The following is a 21,826-nucleotide window of genomic DNA, read 5'->3' as shown; positions in this document are numbered from 1 at the left end:
CCTTCCCTTTCACTAATAATTTAATTTTAGCTAATAATGCGCCGAATGCAAACATATACATCCCGTAGATGCTTGTCACGGGAGGAATCACAGTATGAAGCCACTGTCATTTAGGTACACCCTCATCATTGCAGCTCTGGCCGCCTTCACTCTTACAGGAATGGGAATCCGAGCTTTTTCAGGGCATAACTCTGCTGTCCTGACAGCTGCCGCACCAAAAGAGGCCAAGTCCCCTATAGCTGCACAGATCAAAGCTCCGCAGCCCGTTCTCCCGGAGAGTAAGCCGCTCCCCGTCTCGGAAGCTCTTAGCAAACGGGTAACCGAATATCATATTGACGCGCAGCTAATCCCCTCTGCAGGGGCATTAAGGGCTTCCGAGACAGTTACCTGGACACATCCCGGTCAAAAACCGGTACAAGACCTCTACTTTCACCTTTATCCAAACGCCTTTGCCTCTAAAGATACTACCTTTATGAAAGAATCCGGAGGTACACTGCGCGGGGATACAATGCCAGCGAACGGATACGGCAGTATGACCCTGACCGATCTGCGGACTTCTAACGGTGTCTCGCTCATGCAGCGTCTGCAGTATGTCCAGCCTGACGACGGCAATATGAATGACAGGACACTGGTCAAGGTGCATCTTCCTGTACCCGTGAACGGGGGAGAAAGCGTTACGCTCAGGCTGAAGTATGAAGTCAAACTGCCAAAAATCTTCGCCCGAATGGGAATATCAGGTAATTTTGTAATGGCCGGACAATGGTTTCCCAAACTTAGCGTGTATGAGCCAGCCGGCACCCGCGGGGCGAAGCAGGAAGGATGGAATCTGCACCAGTATCACGGCACCTCCGAGTTCTACAGCGACTTCGGGATATACAGTATCACTCTTTCCGTACCCGCCAATTACACTGTCGCAGCAACCGGATTTCCGGTGAAGACCGCCAAGCTGAAACAGGATCAGAAGATTTATCAGTTCTACGCTGATGATGTCCATGATTTTGCCTGGGCTGCCTCTCCCGACTTTGTGGTTGCAGAGGAAGCCTTCTCGGCACCCGGAGTGCCCGGGGTAAGGATTAAGCTCTATCTGGACCCGGTGCACAAAGATTTGAAGGAGCGGTACTTCCAGGCAGCCAAAGCTGCTCTAAGTGCCTTCAGCAAATGGTACGGTTCTTATCCTTACTCGACACTATCCATCGTTGTTCCGCCAAAGGCTGGGAATGGCGCAGGCGGGATGGAATATCCCACACTCATCACCGCCTTCGGCGCAGCCGAGGATGCCCCGGGCACCCAGCTTGAGCGTACTGTTATCCATGAAATCGGGCATCAGTTTTTTTATGGCATGATCGCCAGCAATGAATTTGAGGAGGCCTGGCTGGATGAGAGCTTCACCTCATATGCAGAAGATCGGCTGATGGAACAGGAATATGGCGTAGCACCCAACTTAGCGCTTCAGTCTAGTCTGGTTACCTCATCACAGCCGCTCAATCTGGAGACCTGGAAATATACAGGTGATGATGCTTATACACGCAACGTATACATCCGGGGCAAACTGGTGCTCAAAGATATTGAACAGCAAGTTGGCACCAAAACCATGGATGCCATCATGGCTGCCTATGCCCGCAAATACCGATTCCAGCACCCTTCCACTGCCGATTTTCAAAAGATCGTAGAAAAAGTGACCAAAAAATCATGGCAAGCCTACTTTGATCAATATGTATACAGTGGTGGTGCTCCTGATTTTGCTGTAGATGACATTATCAATACCGTTCACAAAAAAGGGACCGGCACAGAAAATCTCCGTTATGATTCATCGGTCACCGTGAGCAACAAGAGCAGCCAGTACGAAGAGGTGCCTGTGAAGTTCACCTTTTCGGATGGATATACCGTTCAAAGATATTGGAATGCAAAAGACAAGAAAACTACGTTTCAACTCTCCTACAAAGCGCCGCTGGTATCGGCAGAGATTGATCCCGGGCACTCCATCCTGCTGGAGAGTAGGCATCTGAATAATTTCAGACTGGCAGAACTGGAACCCGACACGCTCTCTCGCTGGACGCTTAGCATAACCAACCTGATTGAAAATCTGCTCGGAACTCTTGTCTGGTGAGGTGAAGGATTGTGAAAAGATCGATATCCCGCGGCTGGTACAGCATGAAGGAACAATTCTATATACTGATTCTGTTGTTTATCTACAGGTTGTTTTGGAGTTATTTCATGTACAAGTTTGTTAAAAGCGCAGTGGTTCCGATACTGCTGCGTTACCCTGATCAGGATGCGGGTGGCAGTGCAATGGGCAGGCTTCTGTATTATGTGGAGGGACAGATCGCACTAAGCACACATTCCGGTGTTCAACAATGGCTCTGGATGCTGCTGGGTTTAAGTGCAATAAGGCTCCTGCTATCACCATTCATCCGGGCAGGATTGCTCCATGAGCTTCATCAGGAACGTAAAGGCGAGCGTGGAATGTTCTTTTTTCCGGGTATGCGGCTATATGGGCTTCCGGTGTTGCTGTTCAGTCTTGCAGAATGGGTGCTTACAGCGCTGCCGCTCTACTGGCTTCTTCCCAGAATGTACGATCTGCTGCTTACCGGAATTGTGGATTATAAGCTGCTGCTGAAATTGGTACCCTACATTCTGGTTTGGCTATTATATCTATTCTTCATCCGAAAAATGCTGCTGTACATGCAGTTCGGTTATACAGGTGGTACAGGAACCCTGTCTTCTCTGCTGGTCTGTCTGAAAGTAATCATTCCTTCAGTGGGAGTATCGGCGGTGATGGGAGCAGGGGGATTGGTAATGATGCTTGCTTGTGGCGGGATGTCGATCTTTTGTCCCGGGATGCCGGCACTTCTGCTGAGGCAGTTCTCTCCCCTCCCCACTACACTGTTCAAAATGTGGGGAATCGCCGCACAATACCATCTCTGGTCCAGTAAATCATTTCCACAATAAATACTGCAATTTGCCGGCATAAAAAAAGAGTCACTGCTCCTTGAGGGAGCGGGACTCTTTTTTTGGATTACAAAGTAAATAAGTGTATTTGCAAAACTGTAAATCCTCTGGTACAATGATGCCTGTACTACTAGTAACAAATTTGTAATCTTTAAGACGCAGCACATTCAAACACAATAAACTTACAAGCATTTGCAAATTGTCGACACGTCGCTCTTCTGGTGCATAAAACGCCAAATTCCCTGCACCGGGAAGTGGGGGAACCATATTTTGGGTGAATTGATCTCGCTTTAGAGGGGTCATAGGGGAACCTTCTACCGAATCCTTAAGCTAACCTCGCAGGCCTTGGAAGGAGTACATCTTTTGAGAAGTCAGAATTTTAAGAAAAAATGTACCGCAGCAGCACTTGGACTAGTAATGGTATTCTCCATCGGAGCTGGTAGCGCTTCCGCTGATTCGAAGATGGACAGCGTCATTGCTAAAACTATTGGAACCACCTATAAATTCGGAGGCACCAGCACAAACGGTTTCGATTGCTCCGGCTTCACCTCGTATGTTTTTAAAAGTGTCGGACTTACCCTACCACGCACGTCCAAGGCACAATTCAGCCTGGGAACATCCGTATCACGGAACAACTTGCGTTCAGGCGATCTGGTATTCTTCAATACCTTTGGATCAGGAGTTTCCCATGTCGGCATTTATGTCGGTGGAGGCAAATTCGCACAATCTTCCAGTTCACGCGGTGTAAATATTTCTTCGCTGAGTCAAGCCTACTGGGCCAACCGCTACGTTGGCGCTAAACGAGTGATGAGCACTACAGCTTACAAGACCGTTGCCTACGACTAATTGAAGTTTTTATCCCCTCAAAATCACACCTCTAACAACTAAATGTAACTTATACGAGCCCGGAACTGATTATTGCCGTAATCATTTCCGGGTTTTTCCTTTTCCTTATTCTCCCTTTTACACACTTTTTAGAGCTTTGAAACACCCTTTTTGATAAATATTCCAGATAAATCTTCCATACCTCTAACTTACGGAGTAATAAACAAGCGCAAATTAGGCATTTTTCTCTTAAAAGGCTCAAAAAATATGTATTTATATGCTTTTAGTGATTGCCAACTGCTTCTGTCTTTGTTACAATTATCGCAGTAAGTCGATAGTAACATTTTTGTAATTATTCAAACCTGATTTACAAAGGTTTTGTCATTGTTTGATCCGTAAGCTAATCCTAATCAACAGTCGTGCCGAGTTCCTTAATTATTAAGGAAACGGGGGAACCGATTTTGGGTGAATTGACCTCCTATTCACAGAGGGGTCATAGGGGACCTTCAACCGAACCCTTAAGCTAACCTCGTAGGCATTTGGAAGGGGTATTTACTTTTGAAGAAGAAGCTGGCAGCCGCACTACTCAGTTTTTCCATCATTCTTACCATCGGAGCGGGAAGCGCTTTCGCAGACTCCAAGATGGACCAGGTTATCGACAAAGCCATCGGTACTAAATACGTATCCGGCGGAGTTTCGACTAACGGGTTTGATTGCTCCGGATTTACCATGTATGTGTTTGATAAGATTGGAATCAACCTTCCTCACCAGTCTGGTTCCCAATATCAAATGGGTACTGCCGTATCCCGTGATAACATTAGACCAGGCGATCTTGTATTCTTTAATACAAGCGGCAAAGGAATATCCCATGTCGGCATTTATGTCGGTGAAGGCAAGTTCGCACACGCTTCTTCCAAGCGCGGTGTAACCATCAGCTCGCTGAGTGACAGCTACTACGTCAACCGCTACGTTGGCGCCAAACGAATTATGAGCACAGATGCTTATCAAGCAGTTGCTACTGATTCACAAGATAACGACGATGTACAATAAGGTCTAATATTGTAACTGAACAAGCTCTTTTCCAGGATTTTTGCCGAAATCTTGGAGGGGGCTTGTTTTTTTGTCTCTATAAAAGTTACTTACCCTCCTCGTTATTTGCAAAACATAAAAAACCGCGATTTTTGCTAATTCTAAAAATATATTTTTATGCGTCGAAATGGAATGGTTTTGTATATAATTATGATATAACGTTTCATTCTGAAGGGAGGCGGATAGCGGATGATTAGTTCTTCTGTAACTTTTTACGTTGTCCCCATGGAAGTGAATCACGCTGCAGAAATATGTGAATGGGTATATAAACCTCCATACAACATTTATGGCTGGATGTCCTGGGAGCAAATGCAGGCCTTAGATGTTGAATTCGGTGATCCCCGGCTGCGTAGCGAGCAGTATGTTTCTGTGCTGAATAGCCAAGGTATCCTCTGCGGTTTTGCACAGCTATTCCCGATGGAGGGTGTTGTCCGGCTTGGAATTGGCATGCGGCCTGATCTATGCGGGCAGGGTATGGGTCATCTGTTCATGAATGCGATCGTCAAGGAAGCCCTATCACGTTATCCGGAGCGTGAGATTGATCTGGAGGTGCTTACCTGGAACCAGAGGGCGATTCGCGCTTATCAAAAAAGCGGATTTACTATTACAGATACTTATGAACGCCGGACTCCGACGGGAGATAAGCCATTTTATTGTATGGTCTATAACAAATAGCACAAATCATTCATTTTTTTGTCACAAATGCTATGATAACGCTTTACCTTCTTGTATAATGTAGGAAGCAGCTTACAAGGAGGGGACGGATGCAGATGCAGAAATGGATCATGAGCGGTTTGTTTTTTGCCGCCTGTGCCTTTGCGGTAATCTTAATGTTCACCTTGCCCGGCAAAGCCGAAGTCGCTGAGGAGAACAAACCAACAATGCCCGAAGTACAGATGGATGCGGCGAGCGCCGAGGCTACAGTGAAGGCTAATTGCATCACCTGCCATGGTGACCAGCTCCAGGGCGCTGTCGGCCCTAGTCTCCAGCAGGAAGGCGGCAAGCATGACGCCGGAGAGATTTATACCATTGTCACCAAGGGCCGCGGACAGATGCCTTCTTTCAAGGATAAGCTGGCGCCCGAGGAGATCGCGAATGTAGCGATGTGGCTTGCGGAGAAGAAGTAGTTCTCCTCATTATTACATCACCTCCGTAACACAAAATGCCCGTACAAGGATCATGTAGATCCCGTACAGGGCATTTTTTATATAAGGGATATGAATTTCCAATCTCTAATCTGTCCTGCAAGGGTTGGAGTGTTAACGATTCTTCTCAAAAGCCTCATTAAATTCATGGGCCTGCCGGATATCAAGTGCCGTAAGGCCATCTTCACCCACAGCAGACAGACGCAGGACGACAGTTTTGTAGTCAACTGTAATATGCGGATGATGCTCGAATGCTTCCGAGATAGCTGCTACCTCATCCACAAAAGCAATGCCCTTCATATATTCGTTGAACATGTATTTGCGCACCAGGGTACTCGGCTCCAGCTTCCATCCTTCCAGCTTGCTCGCCTGCTCCCGCAGCTCTTCTTCCGTAAATTGCAATGTTCTTCCTCCCTTACTAGATTAACAACAAAATCCTTATATCTCCTTCACAATGTGTGAGGGTGCCTTAAACAAAACATCCCTCAGCTTATATAAGTCCAAGGGATGCGCCAGGATGAGGGCTATTTTTCGGTTTATTGTATTCGTAAATCCTGGCAAGTAGAACCTAGCTCTATCAATTTTACCACGTGGCACAGGCTACGGGCAAACCGGCTATCGGCGGCTACCTGTTTTAGACCAAAAGGACTGAAGCCAGATCTTCTTCGCCCAGCAAAATATTTATCCGATGTGTTTCCTTATCGTAAATTACAACGCCACTACCAACCTCAATAACCGGTTCATTACCCAAGGCGTAGAATAAATCCTCAGCGAGCGCTTCCCAAACCTCCATCTTCGATTCTTGCGGCAGTTCCTGCCACTCATCGGGTTCCATCTCAAAAAACACATACCCGTCAGAAATCCTTCCTACTGCTTCTGTCAGTTCACTAAGAATTTCACTATAATCTCTGCCATGCTTCACACCCACGTCAATCACTCCGTTTTCTCCATAGATGAATAATAACCTGCCTTACTCATTATAGCCGAAAAAATGACTTCACAAAAAAGGGAATCCTGTCGATAAATAAGAATATACGTTAATTGATCAGACGCAGAGTGTCCCGCCGCTGTTCATGGATGATACACGCGGTATAGTCGGATCACATCTTAATTCTCATGGACGAGGTGCATAATGGAAATTTCAACAATTATAGGTTTAATTTTTGGTCTGGTTACATTAGTATGGGGGATGTATCTAAAGGGCGCCCCACTGCATGCCCTAAATGCACCTGCAGCTTACGTAATTATCCTCTTGGGTACAGCCGCATCTATATTTATGGCTTTCCCGTTCTCGGAAGTAAAAAAAATCCCCTCGTTGTTAAAGCTAATTTTCGTAAAACAAAAAATGGTCAGCAAATCGGACCTTATCACCATGTTCATGGAGTGGGCTTCCATTACCCGCCGCGAAGGTTTACTTGCCCTCGAATCTAAGGTCGACGAAATTGAAGACAACTTTCTTCGTAATGGTATGCGGATGATTATTGACGGCAACGATCAGGAGTTTGTCCGTGATGTGCTAATGGAAGATATCCATGCTACTGAAGATAGGCATAAGGCCGGAGCTCTGATCTTCTCTCAAGCCGGTATGTACGCACCAACACTCGGGGTTCTCGGGGCCGTTATCGGGCTAATTGCAGCACTAGCCGATATGAGTGCAATGGAAAAACTGGCTCACGCCATCGGGGCCGCTTTCATTGCCACCCTGGTCGGTATCTTTACGGGTTATGTCCTTTGGCATCCTATCTCAAATAAGCTTAAGCGTCTGTCGAAGCGGGAAATTGAGGTCAGACTGATGATGGTGGAAGGGCTGTTATCCATTCAATCCGGCGTATCCACAATCGCTATCAACCAGAAGCTGTCTGTCTTCCTCACACCAGCGGAACGCGCAAAGCTGAGTGACAAGGAGGGTGCTTCTAGTGAGCAAAAAGACTAGACATGAGGAGCATGAAGAACACGCCGATGAGACCTGGTTATTGCCCTATTCCGACTTAATGACCTTGCTGGTAGCCCTGTTCCTCGTAATGTATGCGATGAGTGCAACAGATGCGAAGAAATTCGAAGAAATGTCACAGGCTTTCAGTTCAGCACTGAATGGAGGGTCTGGAGTTTTGGAATATAAATCCGATGCTCCTACAAATACGCAACTGGATCAGGGTAAACAAGATAAAATGAACAATGTCATTGCCCCTAATACCGGTAAGGCGGACCTTGCCAAATTGAAACAAAAAGAGCAAGAGGAACTGGAGAAGCTGAAGAAGCAATTCGATCAGTATATCAAGAATAACGGCCTGACCGATTTGCTTAGCACCAAGCTCAATCAGTCCCAGCTGACAATCACCATCAGTGACAATGCTCTGTTCTCTTCCGGAGAGGCCGTAGTAAAGGATGAATCCCGTCAGCTGGCGAAGTCCATCTCCACCATGCTGCAGCAATTTCCGGATTACGAAATACTGGTAGAGGGCCATACGGATAATATCCCAATCTCCAACAGTGAGTATCCTTCCAACTGGGATCTCAGTGTAGCCCGTGCGCTGCAATTCATGAAGATTCTGCTGATAAACCCTTATCTGGACCCGGTTAAGTTCAGTCCTATTGGATATGGGGAATATCATCCGATCGCGGATAACTCCACGGCTGCCGGACGGGCCAAGAACCGCCGCGTCGAAGTCTCAGTTCTTCGGAAGTATGTGGATGCAACGCAGAGTACTGAAGCTGCAGCTACCGGAAAATAATAATCTTAGTATTCAACAAGAGCTGTTCCGAAGGGTCTGGATACGACCTTCAGAACAGCTCTTTTTGTTATACCAATATTGTCTCCATGACCGCCGGTTACAGTAGCTGATAATTCAGCATAGCGCCCAGTTCTTGCTTCTCCTGCACAGAAAGCTCACGCCACTCTCCGGTTTGAAGTGTACCCAGACGGATATTCATTACACGGATGCGCTGCAGCCGCCGGACCTCATATCCAAAAGCAGCGCACATACGGCGGATTTGCCGGTTCTTGCCTTCTGTAAGAATAATCCGGAAGACCCGCTCACTGATCCGCGTCACTTCACAGGGGAGTGTACGGCTGCCCAGTATCTTGACCCCACTCGACATCCCTGAAATGAAGGATGGGGTAATGGGACGATCCACAGTCACGATATATTCCTTCTCATGTTTGCCTTCGGCCCGTAATATTTTATTAACGATATCTCCATCATTGGTCAGCAGAATTAATCCTTCCGAATCCTTATCAAGCCGGCCGATGGGAAAAATACGCTCGTGATGCCCGACAAAATCGACAATATTCCCTTGAATATGAGCTTCTGTGGTAGATGTAATGCCGACCGGCTTATTCAGCGCAATGTAGACAACCTTACTGCCCGTTTCAAGCAGTTTACCGTCTATACGCACCTCATCCCCCTGCTCCGCCTGACTGCCAAGCACAGCAGGCTCTCCGTTGATGCTAACTCTACCGCCTTCCACCAGCTTGTCCGCTTCACGCCGTGAGCAGAATCCTGTCTCACTGATGAACTTATTAATTCTCACTTCTCTCTTCACTCCGTTCTTCATTCATGACCTGCCCAGGGGCCTGCTCTCCGGCGACAGGCAGCCTAATTGTAACTTCTGCCCCCGATCCGTATTCACTCCGTATTTCTATGCTGCCTTTATGAGATTGGATGATCCTCTGGCTGACCATGAGCCCAAGGCCCGTCCCGGTTTCCTTATTGGTAAAGAATGGCTCCCCAAGCTTAGGTAGCATCTCCTCAGGGACGCCTTCTCCTTCATCAGAGATTACGATCACTACGATATCTCCTACTATGCGTTGCTCAAGTGTGATCGTACCGCCATCTGGCATAGCCTCAATTGCATTTTTGACGATGTTGATAAACACCTGCTTCAGCTGGTTTTCTTCACAATGCACCGTTGCCGGCTGTTCGGAGAAGCGGGCTTCAAATTCAATTCCGAACAAGTGCGCCTGGCTGTCCAGCAAAGAAATAACATCACCCAGAATGAGCCGGACGTCTCTTAGCTGAAAATGAACTGCCTGCGGCTTGGCCAAAATTAAAAATTCACTTACGATCAGGTTAATCCGCTCCAGCTCAGATAGCATGAGATCAATATGAAGCGGCACCAGAAGCCTTTTCTCTTGCTGCAGCTGCAGGAATCCTCTAAGTGTTGTGAGCGGATTCCGGATTTCATGGGCTACCCCAGCCGCAAGTTGGCCGACGGTAGTCAGCTTCTCCGACCGTCTCAACAGTTCTTCTATCCGGTTGCGCTCTGTCATGTCACGAGAGACATGAACGAATGACTGCGGATTACCTTCCTCGTCACGGATAATCGAGCTGCTGACGCTGACTTCGACGAGCGACCCGTCACGTTTTAATCTAATGGTCTCCAGTGGAGGCAGAACAGCCCCGTTCTTCAACTCTCTCAGTCTGTCTTCTTCCTGCTTCTGCGCAGTGGCTGGCACCAGGTAAGGCATCTTATGCCATACATCGTTGGCACTCCAGCCGTACAGTTCCTCAAAGGCACGGTTCGTGCTGAGTATCCGGCCTTCCATATCCATCGTATGGATCGCATCGGAGGTGCCGTTAATCACAGACTCCAGACGTTCTTTGACGGCACGGTTTTCTTCCAGTGTCTGTCCCAGCCGGTTCGTATGCTGCAGCAGATGCGAGGTCATGGCATTAATACGGTGGGCCAATTGCCCAAGCTCATCACGGCTGGCCACATTCAGCGGGGGCTCGAACTTGCCTCTGGCCACGTCATTCACCTTGGCGAGGATGTCTTTAATGGGCCGGGTTACAATGCCTGCAAGGATGTAACTTCCAATGAAGAAGACAATAAGCAGCAGAACTGACGTAGTTATATTATTCCGCAGCTGCTCCCGGATTACCGAAGAAATGACTGAATAATCCATAACTATACTGATGACATAATCCTCAGCTCCAGGCTGTTTTATGGGAATGAAGGTTTTTAGTACCCTTATACCACGTGCCTGCGTGTCCAGGACAAGGGGTTCTCCATTGCTGAGCGCCTCCATGATGGCCGACCTGTCTTCTTCAACGTTGCCATATTTGTAAGTACCATACTTAATCGCCTGGTTTCTCAGCTTAAGATATACTGGATCACTGCCATCAGATTGCATAGTGGATACTCCAAAAGTTTTGGGATTAATCCCTGTGATCTCTAGGATCCCCGGGTTAACCTCCTTGGACTGGTTGACAATCTCATCAGGGTTCATGATCTTCACATAGTCGCTTACGGCAGTACTGCGAATATAAGGGTCTATAATGTAGTTTCTCGATTGATCATAATAGTATCCCCACTTCTCAATATACTTGGGATTAGAAGTTGAATATTCAAAAGGCCCTGACCAGAAATGTTCAAAGCTCTGTCCTTGCCCAACCGATACCTCCTGGCCCGCGAACAGCTCAAGAAATGCCACATACCAATAACCCATGCCTTTAGTAGACAGATTAAGCTCACGGGGGTCCGAGGATTTCGCCACGACCACATCATCCTCAGTCTTCACCAGAAGCGAAATATTAGACACACCCAGCTTGTGGGCTAGAGTAACCAGTTGTCTGTTCTCTACATTCTTTATATCCGGATCAAGCTCCTTGGAAGCTAAGATAGCCGCCAATCTCAGGTTCTGCGCGATCTGGTGCTGCACATAATTGGAGCTGTAGCTGCTCTGCTCGACGGAAACGGCAATCTGTTTGGCGGTCATCTTCATATTATTTACACTCTCATTACGGAGGTGGCTTCGGACTTCATGAAGATTAAGTGTGAGATTGAGCGCCAGAATTAAAAGTACCGAACAAAAGATAATTACCGATAACTTAATTTTTATAGACAAGCTGTCTGTTCACCTCTTATCCGCTGGTAAATCCTAGCGGAGCGTTCAAACATTATCATACCTTTTGCCTTCTCATTTGAAAAGACATTTCACTTCTGGAACCTTGTGCGTGAAATATTGAATTTTACAGACACATTCTCTACAATGGATAAGGAACCATCCACAGGTTATGCACATATAAACATTTTATCAAATAGCGATGTGTACAAATTTGTGCATAAGTCCGGCTTTATCCACAGAGTTATGCACAATTTGTTAAGAACGAATATTTGTTCGTTGCACAAAGAGTAGTTTCAGAGGGGAAGATGAGATTGGATAATATAAATAATGAACGGTCCTCTGAGGAATTGGCCATTCATGAATATTGGATGAGGCAAGCGATAGAGGAGGCTCGTAAGGCGGAAGCCCTGGGTGAGGTGCCCATTGGGGCCGTAATCGTTCACCGCGGAGAAATTATTGGCCGGGGCTATAATCTGCGTGAAACTACCATGGACTCTACCGCCCATGCAGAGATGGTTGCTATTCGTGAGGCAAGCACCCTGCTCCATTCCTGGCGTCTCCTGGACTGTACGCTGTACGTGACCCTAGAGCCCTGTCCTATGTGCGCTGGGGCTATGGTCCAATCCAGAGTACCGCTTACAGTATACGGTACCCCGGATCCCAAAGCCGGTTGCGCCGGCACGCTAATGAATCTTCTGGAAGAGCCGCGTTTTAATCATCGAACCGAGGTCATTCAAGGCATCCTCCAGCAGGAATGTGCAGAGCTGCTGACCACCTTTTTCCGCCGGCTTCGGAAGAAATCTTAGGATTTAGGAGGATACTTCATGTTTCATAAGTTATATGACACATCTCATGGTATCTATATTGCTCTACTAGAGGTTAATAATGCAGAGGACCTGCTCCAGCTGCGTCTCCGTAACAAGGAACATCATCAGCCTTTTGAGCCTTTGAGGGAGAAGGATTACTTCACCCTGGAGAGTCATCAGCAGCTCATCAGGCAACGTGTGGAGGAGTCTATGCAGGACCGGGCATATATGTTCGGTATATTTTTAATGAACGATCAGCTGATTGGCCAGATTACCATCTCCAATATAGTCCGCGGTGTTGGACAGTTTGCGGATATTGGTTATTTTATTGATTATACCTTGCAGGGAAAAGGGTACACAAGCGCTGCCGTCGGACTTATCCTTAAGTTTGCATTCCGTTCCCTGGGCCTGCATAGAGTACAGGCTGCCATCTTGCTTCATAATCACAGGTCACGCCGGGTCCTGGAGAAGAACGGATTTCAGGCAGAGGGCATTGCCCGGCGCTTCATTCAAATTAATGGACAATGGCAAGATCACCGTACATACGCTATACTCGTTGACGATGCCCAGATGCAGGAGGAGTAACAAAGCGGCCCATGCAGAGCTCCGTCCCACCAATATACGAGATAGCCAAAAAAATCCCGCATGAACGCCGTCTTGGCGCACATACGGGATTTTTCAATTCAGTCTTGTGTTTAATAACTCATACCCATTGAACCAAATTCCTGCTCTAACTGATCCATTGTAATGACGTTCTCACCCTGCGGAATACCAATGGTGAAGGTCTGTTTTTCATTAACTTTGCTATATTGATTGCTGGCATTTAAGGATAAGCTCAGATTCTCACCTTTATCAGGGTCATTCACTTTAATATCCATCAGAAGATCCTGATACACTGGAAAATCATCTTTATTGATAGCTGTATTCATATGAAATTGATTGATGGTCAGATAAGTTCCCAAGTCAGCCAGGCTTTTGTCGAATTCTGCACGACTTTCGCTGGACTGAAGCTCTTCTTTGGCTTTTGCCAAGTCAGTATCCTTAATATTTAACATTTCCTTATACTCAGGTTTGCTTATAATATCGATAATCTTAGGCAGAGCATTATTCACAAAGATAGTAAGCGCCTCTTTAACATTTTCATTGGTGACTTTGAATTGAACTACCTGCTTGGCTTCAATACCCTCTGGCAAAGCGGCGTCCTTCGGCTTGATTTCACTAAAGTATTTCTGATCATCGTATTCGCCGAGCAATGTATCAAGCACCTCATTCGAGAGCTTCTGCAGCTTTTGTGTATCCATAGATGCAGGGTTGAATTCGGTTCCTTGCTGCTCTGCCAATTGTTTCAGGTCAAGTTCCACAAACTTGCCAACCACCGTCTCCGGAAGCGGCAGGAAAGGAATAGAAGGTACTTTGATGTACATTTTCTCCGCAGTCATAACCATTGGAATATTAAACGACATCGTCATATCGCCCTTCAGATTGAGCACTAGCGTCATTTCAGTCTGCATTGGATCTGCCTGATAGACACCATCTATGGTAACCTCAGCATTCTTCAGCATACTGAGCACCTGCGCAGTGGCAGCATCTGACTCCCCGTTTGCTGGCGCGTCGATAGTCAGGTTATTGATGACCACCTTGCTCTTCATTTCATACGACTTGAGCGTTGTGGCTTTGACTGCAGCTGACTTCAACGCCTCTTTAGGTGCTTGCTCTTTGTTGGCGCAGCCAGGCAGAATTATTGCAGCGGTTAGCAGCAATGCGGCAGCGGACAACCCCCATTTTTTGTTCATTATAAATCTCCTCTCCCATGTAAAAAGTTTCTTCACCCTCCCTAATGATAAACCATTTGGGAAAAATGAGAAACATTTCATTGCATATTTTACTCTAGGGTGATTTAGCCCTGAGGATTATGATGATCTACATGGTTAGCCTGCTTAACCTTTTTCGAACCGGATAATGGCTCTGGACCAGAGGACTTATGATCCTTGCGGCGCTCCTGGTGGTTGTTCTCGACCCCGGGAACAGGCATGCTCTTTGGTTTGCTCATGGTTATGTTTACCTCCTATGGATTGGTCAGGTCTTGAAGAGCCTGCGCACATTCATGAATTTGCCTGGTATACTGCTGTGCCAATGATTGCACCGCATCTGTACGTTCATCGGTATGGCGGCCAGCCTCTTCAACGTCAATCATACTTACAGCTACCTCACGACTATCGACATAAGTACAACGAAAATCCAGGGAAAAGGCCTGCCGCCCTGCAGCATTAAAATGAATGAGCAGACTATTTGGGTCGGCCGCATCACCTTGTACATTAAAGCTGTCCCCCTCCTCCATTAGAGCAGGTAGACGCTCCTTCCAAGCAGAAACCAAGCTTTGCTGATCCAGCTGTAATTGTCGATTCATTGTTATTATCAGCCTCCTTCCTATTACATTGCGGAGAAAGGGCGTATTTTATACTTGATGCCATTCATAACAAATGGAGACCAAGCCTCCGGATAGATCAAAAAAAGCCGCCTTCCAAGGAAGGCAGCTTCTAGCTTCATGTATTCATCTCTTAAAAGAATGGCGGAGAGGATGGGATTCGAACCCATGTGGGCTTGCACCCTAACGGTTTTCAAGACCGCCCCGTTATGACCGCTTCGGTACCTCTCCAATGCATCAAAATTTCACATGCAAGAGGATTATAGCACACAACTCAGTCATTATGCAACCGTATTATTACTCAGCTTTTGGGCTGATCACTTTCACATTACGCATATAAGGCTGCAGGACTGTCGGAATCAGTACTGTGCCATCTTCCTGCTGATAATTCTCTAGAATGGCGGCTAAAGTACGGCCAACGGCAAGTGCAGAACCATTCAATGTATGAACAAATTCCGGCTTTGCCTTAGGCTCCTTACGGAAGCGGATATTAGCCCGTCTCGCCTGGAAATCCTCTGTATTCGAGCAAGAGGAGATTTCACGGTACATGCCGCTCTCAGGCAGCCACACTTCGAGATCGTATGTCTTGGCTGAGGTGAACCCCATATCGCCTGTGCAAAGTCCCAATACCCGGTACGGCAGTTCCAGAAGCTGTAGAACACGTTCGGCATCTGCTGTCATCTTCTCAAGTTCCTCATAGGACGTCTCCGGTGTAGTAAGCTTCACCAGCTCTACCTTGTTGAACTGATGCTGACGAATAAGCCCGCGTGTATCACGACCTGCTGAGCCGGCCTCCGAACGGAAGCAGGAGCTATAGGCTACATGATATTTCGGCAGATCCGCAGCTGTCAGAATCTCTTCACGATAGTAATTGGTTACCGGGACCTCGGCTGTAGGAATCAAGTAATATTCGGTATCCCGAAGCTTGAAAAGATCCTCTTCGAACTTAGGAAGCTGACCGGTACCGTACAGGCTGTCCTTATTAACGATATAAGGGGGCAGCATCTCCTCATAGTTATGTTCCCCGCTGTGAAGATCCATCATGAAGTTGATGAGTGCACGTTCAAGACGCGCTCCCAATCCTTTATAAAAGGCAAAGCGGGAACCAGTAACCTTGGCAGCGGCTTCAAAGTCAATAATGTCCAGTTGCTGTCCCAGCTCCCAGTGTGACTTTGGAGTAAATCCAAACTCACGCGGCTGTGACCAGCGCCGTACCTCCACATTCTCTTCCTCGGATTTACCTACCGGCACCGATTCATGCGGAATATTAGGGATGCTCATAGTCAGTTCTTCAATCCGCGCCTCAAGCAATCTGACTTCATCATCGAGCTCTTTAATACGGTCGGATACAGTACGCATCTCGGTGATTAAATCATCTGCAGGTTCACCGCTCTTCTTCTTCTTTGCCACTTCACCTGATACGGTATTACGTCGGTTTTTCAAGCCCTCAGTCTCTTGTAGCAGCTCACGGCGGCGCAGATCCAGCTGCGGAAATTCAGTGATCAATTCAAGTGATTTTCCGCGTTTGTTCAGTGCTTCTTCTACTCTGGCATAATCACTGCGCAATATTTTTACATCTAGCACAACGTTTCCCTCCTGAAAACAGCCCAAACTCTTTCAAATTGCTGTTCGCAGCTTTGAAAGAGTCAGAATGTTCTTATATACAGTTCTATTGTTTGGCTGCTACACTGTGCTCTACCATATCAGCAAAGTATTGGTGCAGCCTATAATCATCTGTCAACTCCGGATGAAAGGAGGATACCAGCAAATTGCCCTGGCGCGCAGTCACAATCTCATCATTATAGAGCGTGAGCACCTCAACTTCCGGTCCAACCTCGTTAATAAGCGGAGCTCGGATGAATACAGCTCGCACCGGCTCATTGATTCCTTTGACTTGCAGATCACATTCGAAGCTTTCCCGCTGACGGCCAAACGCATTCCGGGCAACGGTAATATCCATAAGCTCTAAATGGCCGGGTTCGCCTCCAGCAATATGCTTCGCCAGTACAATCATGCCTGCGCATGTCCCAAAGATGGGCTTTCCCTGGTCGGCAAAATCACGGATAGCTTCAATAAAGCCGTACTTGCGCATGAGCTTGCCTATCGTAGTGCTTTCACCGCCGGGGATAATTAATCCGTCGATCTCGCCGAGCTGCTCTACCCGTTTAATTGGCAGGCCTTGAGCTCCGGTCTTCTCTATACTGACAATATGCTCTGTTACAGCGCCTTGAAGCGCCAGCACTCCTATTATCATCGGGACAACCTTCTCTCTATTAACGGCCGCGTTCCGACATGCGTTCTGCCGGTGACAATGAGGCAATATCGATCCCCTTCATCGGAGTACCGAGGTTTTTGGATACTTCTGCAATCAGCTTGTAATCAGTGAAGTGAGTGGTTGCTTCAACGATTGCACGGGCAAACTTCTCAGGATTATCTGATTTGAAAATACCCGAGCCCACGAATACGCCATCAGCACCCAGATGCATCATCAAGGCGGCATCCGCCGGAGTAGCCACACCGCCTGCAGCGAAGTTAACCACCGGCAGCTTACCCAGCTGATGAACTTCAAGCAGCAGTTCGTAAGCAACACCCAGAGTCTTAGCTTCATTATACAGCTCATCCAGTGAAAGATTCGTTACCTTGCGGATCTGGCTGTTGATATAACGCATATGACGCACAGCTTCAACAATATTACCGGTTCCCGGCTCGCCTTTGGTACGGATCATTGAAGCACCTTCATTAATACGGCGCAGTGCTTCACCAAGGTCTTTGGCCCCACATACAAATGGAACAGTGAATTCACGTTTGTTAATATGGAAGACTTCATCAGCCGGAGTGAGCACTTCACTCTCGTCCAGATAATCTACACCAAGGGATTCCAGAACCTTCGCTTCTACATAATGTCCGATGCGGGCTTTAGCCATAACGGGAATACTTACTACCTTGATAACCTCTTCTACAATGGTAGGATCGGCCATACGGGCTACACCGCCCGCTGCACGAATATCAGACGGGACGCGCTCCAGTGCCATAACGGCTACTGCTCCTGCAGCCTCAGCGATTTTTGCCTGTTCTGCATTCATGACGTCCATAATGACGCCACCCTTTTGCATTTCTGCCATACCTCTTTTTACTCGCGATGTTCCTGTTTCCATGACCAAGCCTCCCGAATGAACTTTTATCTAACATATAATTTTACCGCAAGGCGGCTATATATACAACCTATTTACTCGGATTTTCTCCTGTCTTCGACATTTTCAGCCGCTAGAACAAGTTCTTAATTCCTTTAAACAGATCGCCAAAAAACTCTCCTATTGCTCTCATGAGCAGCTTGAACCAGCCAGCCTTCTCTGCCTCTTCAGCCGTAATCAGGTTAACGGTCTTCTCCTGAACTTGAGTAATGCCTTCCACCTGGTAGGAATAAGTCACCTTCCCCACTTTACTGGCTCCCGCAATCGGTGCGACCAACGTTGATGGATCATTGGTGACTACCGTCGTTTTGATCTGTGGTGACACTGTACCCTTAGGCACGATAAAAGTTACACCGGCATCTGTTACAACGGACACGTCTTTGTTCTTGCCTTTTAGTACAGGAACAGTTTCATTGCCCGCAATAACTGCCTTAGGAGCAACAACCTGCTTAATCTCAAAATTATTAAAGCCAAAATCGAGAACTTTCTTTGTTTCTGTGAAACGGTGAGGCTCTGAATCGGCTCCCATTACCACACTGATCAGCCGCATCCCATCACGAACGGCAGTACCGGTGAAACAGTTACCTGCATTGGAAGTATGCCCTGTCTTTAGACCATCAAGCCCAGGATAAGCATACGCTTTAAAATTCGTAACATTTTTATTACCTTCCAGCATCCAGTTATAGTTAACCATTGGTGCTGTGTCGCGCTCACGGAATTTGTAGGATTGTATAGTTGTGAAATCTGTGAAATCCGGATGTTCGGTTACAATAAACTTAGCCAAAAGGGCTGCATCCATAGCAGACATAACGGTTTCCCGATCTGTGTCAGGTCGGAACTTCTCAGGCATATCATCCCGGTCCAGTCCGGTTGAGTTGATGAAATAGGCCGTCTTCATCCCCATCTTCTGTGCAGTTTCGTTCATCAGTGCAACGAACTGCTGTTCAGAACCGGCAACCTCTTCTGCCAGTGCTACTGTGGCATCATTTGCAGAGCCTACCGCCATGGCTATGTATAGCTCTTTGACTGTATGTTCGTCCCCTTGTGCCAGAAAAATACGCGATCCAATTTGTTTGGAGGCATTCTCCTGCACTACGACTTTTTTATCCCATGACAACTGTCCTGAGTTAACGGCTTCTGTAACCAGATACTCTGTCATCATCTTTGTCATACTCGCCGGAGGAAGAGGCACATCCGCATTTAGAGATAGCAGTACCTCACCCGTAGTAGGTTCCAGCAGAACGGCTGATTTCAGGTTCAATCCCAGCGATTCCACCGAAGGAATCTTTACTGCAGTTTTTGTTGTCTTAGTTGTAGTTGCATTGGTAGCTGCTGTGCCTGACTCCGTAGTAGCCGGGGTCTTCACCGCATCTGCCAGCACCGAATTAACAGGTAAAGCCAGCATATTTAAAAGTAGACCTACTGTCGCTGTCTTAATCACAAATTGTTTACTGTTGAATTTACGCTTGTACTTCAATGATTACTACTCTCCTTTTGCCCTCATATCCATTGCTTGTTCTATTCTAACACAGGGGTACCCTCAAAAAAAGACAGACAGGACGAAATTCGTCCTATCTGCCCTTAAAATGCTGAATATCCAATATTATAGGGAATAGTTGGGTGCTTCCTTGGTAATCTGCACATCATGCGGATGACTCTCGCGCAGACCAGCACCGGTAATCCGAATAAAGGAGGTATCATTACGAAGCTCCTCCAACGTCTTGGTTCCACAATAGCCCATCCCTGAACGAAGTCCGCCAATCAGCTGATGAACCGTATCTGAAAGACTTCCTTTAAAAGCAACACGCCCTTCAATACCTTCAGGAACGAGTTTCTTGTCATCATCCTGGAAGTAACGGTCTTTACTTCCCTGTTTCATGGCACTCATACTACCCATGCCGCGGTAAACCTTGAATTTACGTCCCTGATAAATTTCCGAATCCCCAGGGCTTTCGTCCGTACCTGCGAACAGGCTGCCCATCATAACCGCAGATGCTCCTGCAGCAATGGCCTTGGTGATCTCCCCGGAGTATTTAATTCCGCCGTCCGCAATAATGGGAACACCATACTCGCGGGCTACAGTCGCACAATCATAAATAGCTGTAATCTGTGGTACACCAATACCTGCGATAACGCGCGTGGTACAGATCGACCCTGGTCCAATCCCCACCTTGACTACCGATGCTCCAGCCTCGATAAGCTCACGTGTGGCTTCACCGGTGGCAACATTACCCGCTACAATGGTAAGATCAGGATATTGCTCACGCAGTTTGCGTACAGCATCAATAATATTGATATGGTGACCATGTGCAGAATCTACAGTGATAAGATCGACACCGGCCTTTACCAATGCTTCCGTCCGTTCAAAAGTATCCTTGGAAATACCGATTGCCGCACCCACCAACAGTCGACCTTGCGCATCCTTAGCACCATTCGGGAATTGAATGGCCTTTTCGATATCTTTTATTGTAATCAGACCTTTAAGAATGTTGTTCTCATCCACCAAAGGCAGCTTCTCGATCTTGTGGCGCTGCAGAATGACTTCAGCCTCTTGAAGGGTAGTACCTACAGCAGCTGTTACCAGATTTTCATGCGTCATTACTTCTTTGATCTGAATATTAAAATCATGGATAAACCGCAAATCTCTATTGGTCAAAATCCCAACCAGCTTGTTGTTATCATCTACGATAGGCACACCAGAGATACGGTATTTACCCATCAGAACTTCAGCGTCGGATACCCAGTGTTCTGGTGTAAGAGAGAAGGGATTGGTAATAACGCCACTTTCAGAACGCTTAACACGGTCCACTTCTTCCGCCTGCTGCTCTACGGACATATTCTTATGAATGATGCCAATGCCACCCTCGCGTGCAATAGCAATTGCCATAGCCGCCTCAGTGACCGTATCCATACCCGCACTCATCAAGGGGATGTTCAGCTTCACATTCTTGCTTAGTACCGTAGTCAATTCCACTTCCTTCGGGAGCACCTCGGACTTACGCGGCACCAGCAGAACATCATCGAACGTTAATCCCTCTTTGCCAAACTTATCTTCCCACACCTGGGTCATTCCTCCTCAAATGTCTTTATTCTAAACGCCTGCAAACTTTATGAATGAAGAAACTAAGGTTCAAGTCCATACCCGACAGACACGGAAAAAGACTTGGAAGCTATACGTTTTCGTATCTTCAGTTAAGGTTTGAGATGCTTGTCCAAAAATATATTATTGCCATCTTAGCAAAGGGTTTTTGGCCTGTCAAGAATATTACATCATGGGAGAAGTTATTCGGAAAACAGCCTCCGGGTAAGCGAATTCTTGGACGAAAGTCCGCTTGGAGTGGACACTTTATCACTGAATCCCTATAGCCATTCACTGCTAGCACGACATCCTGCAATGGTGATGTAAGCATCTCCTTACTATCATTCCTCAAATTCAACAAAAACAACAAAAAAGCCATTGTCGATTACTCGACAATGGCTTTCAGTGCTTGGCGGCGTCCTACTCTCCCAGGACCCTTCGGTCCAAGTACCATCGGCGCTGGAGGGCT

The 21,826-nt window shown here is 47.0% G+C and carries 22 protein-coding genes, 1 tRNA gene and 2 riboswitches; of the genes, 10 read left to right on the top strand and 13 right to left on the bottom strand.

Features of this window, described 5'->3' with window-relative positions; genetic code table 11:
- The first annotated feature begins 160 nt into the window (after positions 1–160).
- The 6 genes from AC0MA3_RS25375 (at position 161) to AC0MA3_RS25350 (ending at position 5,990) form a co-directional block, all read left to right on the top strand.
- Positions 161–2,107: a M1 family metallopeptidase gene (locus AC0MA3_RS25375; protein WP_474658222.1), complete on the top strand. Its 1,947-nt coding sequence runs from the start codon at positions 161–163 to the stop codon at positions 2,105–2,107.
- Between the two features lie 11 nt (positions 2,108–2,118).
- Positions 2,119–2,949: a hypothetical protein gene (locus AC0MA3_RS25370; protein WP_474658207.1), complete on the top strand. Its 831-nt coding sequence runs from the start codon at positions 2,119–2,121 to the stop codon at positions 2,947–2,949.
- A 221-nt stretch (positions 2,950–3,170) separates the two neighbouring features.
- Positions 3,171–3,309: riboswitch (cyclic di-AMP (ydaO/yuaA leader) on the top strand.
- Between the two features lie 57 nt (positions 3,310–3,366).
- A complete protein-coding gene (locus AC0MA3_RS25365; RefSeq protein WP_379164333.1) occupies positions 3,367–3,795 on the top strand; it encodes a C40 family peptidase in 429 nt (142 codons plus the stop codon).
- Between the two features lie 389 nt (positions 3,796–4,184).
- Positions 4,185–4,327: riboswitch (cyclic di-AMP (ydaO/yuaA leader) on the top strand.
- Positions 4,328–4,332: 5 nt separating this feature from the next.
- Positions 4,333–4,824, top strand: a complete 492-nt coding sequence (locus AC0MA3_RS25360; RefSeq protein WP_379164254.1) for a C40 family peptidase — start codon at positions 4,333–4,335, stop codon at positions 4,822–4,824.
- 228 nt (positions 4,825–5,052) lie between these two features.
- Positions 5,053–5,538, top strand: a complete 486-nt coding sequence (locus AC0MA3_RS25355; protein WP_379164251.1) for a GNAT family N-acetyltransferase — start codon at positions 5,053–5,055, stop codon at positions 5,536–5,538.
- Positions 5,539–5,633: 95 nt separating this feature from the next.
- Positions 5,634–5,990: a c-type cytochrome gene (locus tag AC0MA3_RS25350; RefSeq protein ID WP_474658221.1), complete on the top strand. Its 357-nt coding sequence runs from the start codon at positions 5,634–5,636 to the stop codon at positions 5,988–5,990.
- A 132-nt stretch (positions 5,991–6,122) separates the two neighbouring features.
- Here the strand turns inward: AC0MA3_RS25350 and AC0MA3_RS25345 are convergent, their stop codons facing one another.
- Both AC0MA3_RS25345 and AC0MA3_RS25340 read right to left on the bottom strand, forming a co-directional pair.
- Entirely contained in the window at positions 6,123–6,410 is a 288-nt protein-coding gene (locus AC0MA3_RS25345) for a 4a-hydroxytetrahydrobiopterin dehydratase (protein WP_379164245.1), read from the bottom strand.
- A gap of 232 nt (positions 6,411–6,642) precedes the next feature.
- The gene (locus AC0MA3_RS25340) at positions 6,643–6,936 is read right to left on the bottom strand and encodes a hypothetical protein (RefSeq protein WP_379164330.1); all 294 of its coding nucleotides are present in this window, start codon (positions 6,934–6,936) and stop codon (positions 6,643–6,645) included.
- A gap of 204 nt (positions 6,937–7,140) precedes the next feature.
- On the opposite strand from AC0MA3_RS25340, the gene motA reads away from it, so the two are divergent.
- Together motA and motB are read left to right on the top strand one after the other, a co-directional pair.
- Positions 7,141–7,941: a flagellar motor stator protein MotA gene (gene motA, locus AC0MA3_RS25335; RefSeq protein WP_379164243.1), complete on the top strand. Its 801-nt coding sequence runs from the start codon at positions 7,141–7,143 to the stop codon at positions 7,939–7,941.
- A complete protein-coding gene (motB, locus tag AC0MA3_RS25330; RefSeq protein ID WP_379164240.1) occupies positions 7,925–8,740 on the top strand; it encodes a flagellar motor protein MotB in 816 nt (271 codons plus the stop codon). Before motA ends, motB begins: the two co-directional genes overlap by 17 nt.
- Before the next feature lie 97 nt (positions 8,741–8,837).
- On the opposite strand, the gene rluF is transcribed toward motB, so the two are convergent.
- Together rluF and AC0MA3_RS25320 are read right to left on the bottom strand one after the other, a co-directional pair.
- The gene (gene rluF / locus AC0MA3_RS25325; protein ID WP_379164327.1) at positions 8,838–9,539 is read right to left on the bottom strand and encodes a 23S rRNA pseudouridine(2604) synthase RluF; all 702 of its coding nucleotides are present in this window, start codon (positions 9,537–9,539) and stop codon (positions 8,838–8,840) included.
- Positions 9,529–11,856, bottom strand: a complete 2,328-nt coding sequence (locus AC0MA3_RS25320) for an ATP-binding protein (RefSeq protein WP_379164237.1) — start codon at positions 11,854–11,856, stop codon at positions 9,529–9,531. Before AC0MA3_RS25320 ends, rluF begins: the two co-directional genes overlap by 11 nt.
- A 311-nt stretch (positions 11,857–12,167) precedes the next feature.
- Here AC0MA3_RS25320 and tadA point away from each other — a divergent pair, with 311 nt between their 5' ends.
- Complete coding sequence (gene tadA, locus AC0MA3_RS25315) at positions 12,168–12,662, top strand: tRNA adenosine(34) deaminase TadA (protein WP_474658206.1); 495 nt, start codon at positions 12,168–12,170, stop codon at positions 12,660–12,662.
- 18 nt (positions 12,663–12,680) lie between these two features.
- A complete protein-coding gene (locus tag AC0MA3_RS25310) occupies positions 12,681–13,247 on the top strand; it encodes a GNAT family N-acetyltransferase (protein WP_379164232.1) in 567 nt (188 codons plus the stop codon).
- A gap of 110 nt (positions 13,248–13,357) precedes the next feature.
- Here the strand turns inward: AC0MA3_RS25310 and AC0MA3_RS25305 are convergent, their stop codons facing one another.
- The 9 genes from AC0MA3_RS25305 to guaB form a co-directional block, all read right to left on the bottom strand.
- Complete coding sequence (locus tag AC0MA3_RS25305; RefSeq protein ID WP_379164229.1) at positions 13,358–14,455, bottom strand: hypothetical protein; 1,098 nt, start codon at positions 14,453–14,455, stop codon at positions 13,358–13,360.
- Positions 14,456–14,559: 104 nt separating this feature from the next.
- Positions 14,560–14,712: a small acid-soluble spore protein P gene (locus AC0MA3_RS25300; RefSeq protein ID WP_379164226.1), complete on the bottom strand. Its 153-nt coding sequence runs from the start codon at positions 14,710–14,712 to the stop codon at positions 14,560–14,562.
- A gap of 15 nt (positions 14,713–14,727) precedes the next feature.
- A complete protein-coding gene (locus AC0MA3_RS25295; protein WP_379164223.1) occupies positions 14,728–15,069 on the bottom strand; it encodes a hypothetical protein in 342 nt (113 codons plus the stop codon).
- A 160-nt stretch (positions 15,070–15,229) separates the two neighbouring features.
- Positions 15,230–15,318, bottom strand: a tRNA-Ser gene (locus AC0MA3_RS25290).
- Between the two features lie 66 nt (positions 15,319–15,384).
- A complete protein-coding gene (gene serS / locus AC0MA3_RS25285) occupies positions 15,385–16,671 on the bottom strand; it encodes a serine--tRNA ligase (protein WP_474658205.1) in 1,287 nt (428 codons plus the stop codon).
- 85 nt (positions 16,672–16,756) lie between these two features.
- Positions 16,757–17,341, bottom strand: a complete 585-nt coding sequence (pdxT, locus tag AC0MA3_RS25280) for a pyridoxal 5'-phosphate synthase glutaminase subunit PdxT (protein WP_474658204.1) — start codon at positions 17,339–17,341, stop codon at positions 16,757–16,759.
- 19 nt (positions 17,342–17,360) lie between these two features.
- Positions 17,361–18,242 (bottom strand): pyridoxal 5'-phosphate synthase lyase subunit PdxS, encoded by an 882-nt coding sequence (pdxS, locus tag AC0MA3_RS25275; RefSeq protein WP_379164215.1) that lies wholly within the window; start codon positions 18,240–18,242, stop codon positions 17,361–17,363.
- Between the two features lie 109 nt (positions 18,243–18,351).
- Positions 18,352–19,755: a D-alanyl-D-alanine carboxypeptidase family protein gene (locus tag AC0MA3_RS25270; RefSeq protein WP_379164213.1), complete on the bottom strand. Its 1,404-nt coding sequence runs from the start codon at positions 19,753–19,755 to the stop codon at positions 18,352–18,354.
- A 126-nt stretch (positions 19,756–19,881) separates the two neighbouring features.
- Positions 19,882–21,339 (bottom strand): IMP dehydrogenase, encoded by a 1,458-nt coding sequence (guaB, locus tag AC0MA3_RS25265; protein ID WP_074086992.1) that lies wholly within the window; start codon positions 21,337–21,339, stop codon positions 19,882–19,884.
- Between the last annotated feature and the right edge of the window lie 487 nt (positions 21,340–21,826).

The sequence above is a fragment of the Paenibacillus sp. LS-5 genome, from assembly GCF_056121505.1.
This window is presented reverse-complemented; position numbering and strand designations above follow the sequence as displayed.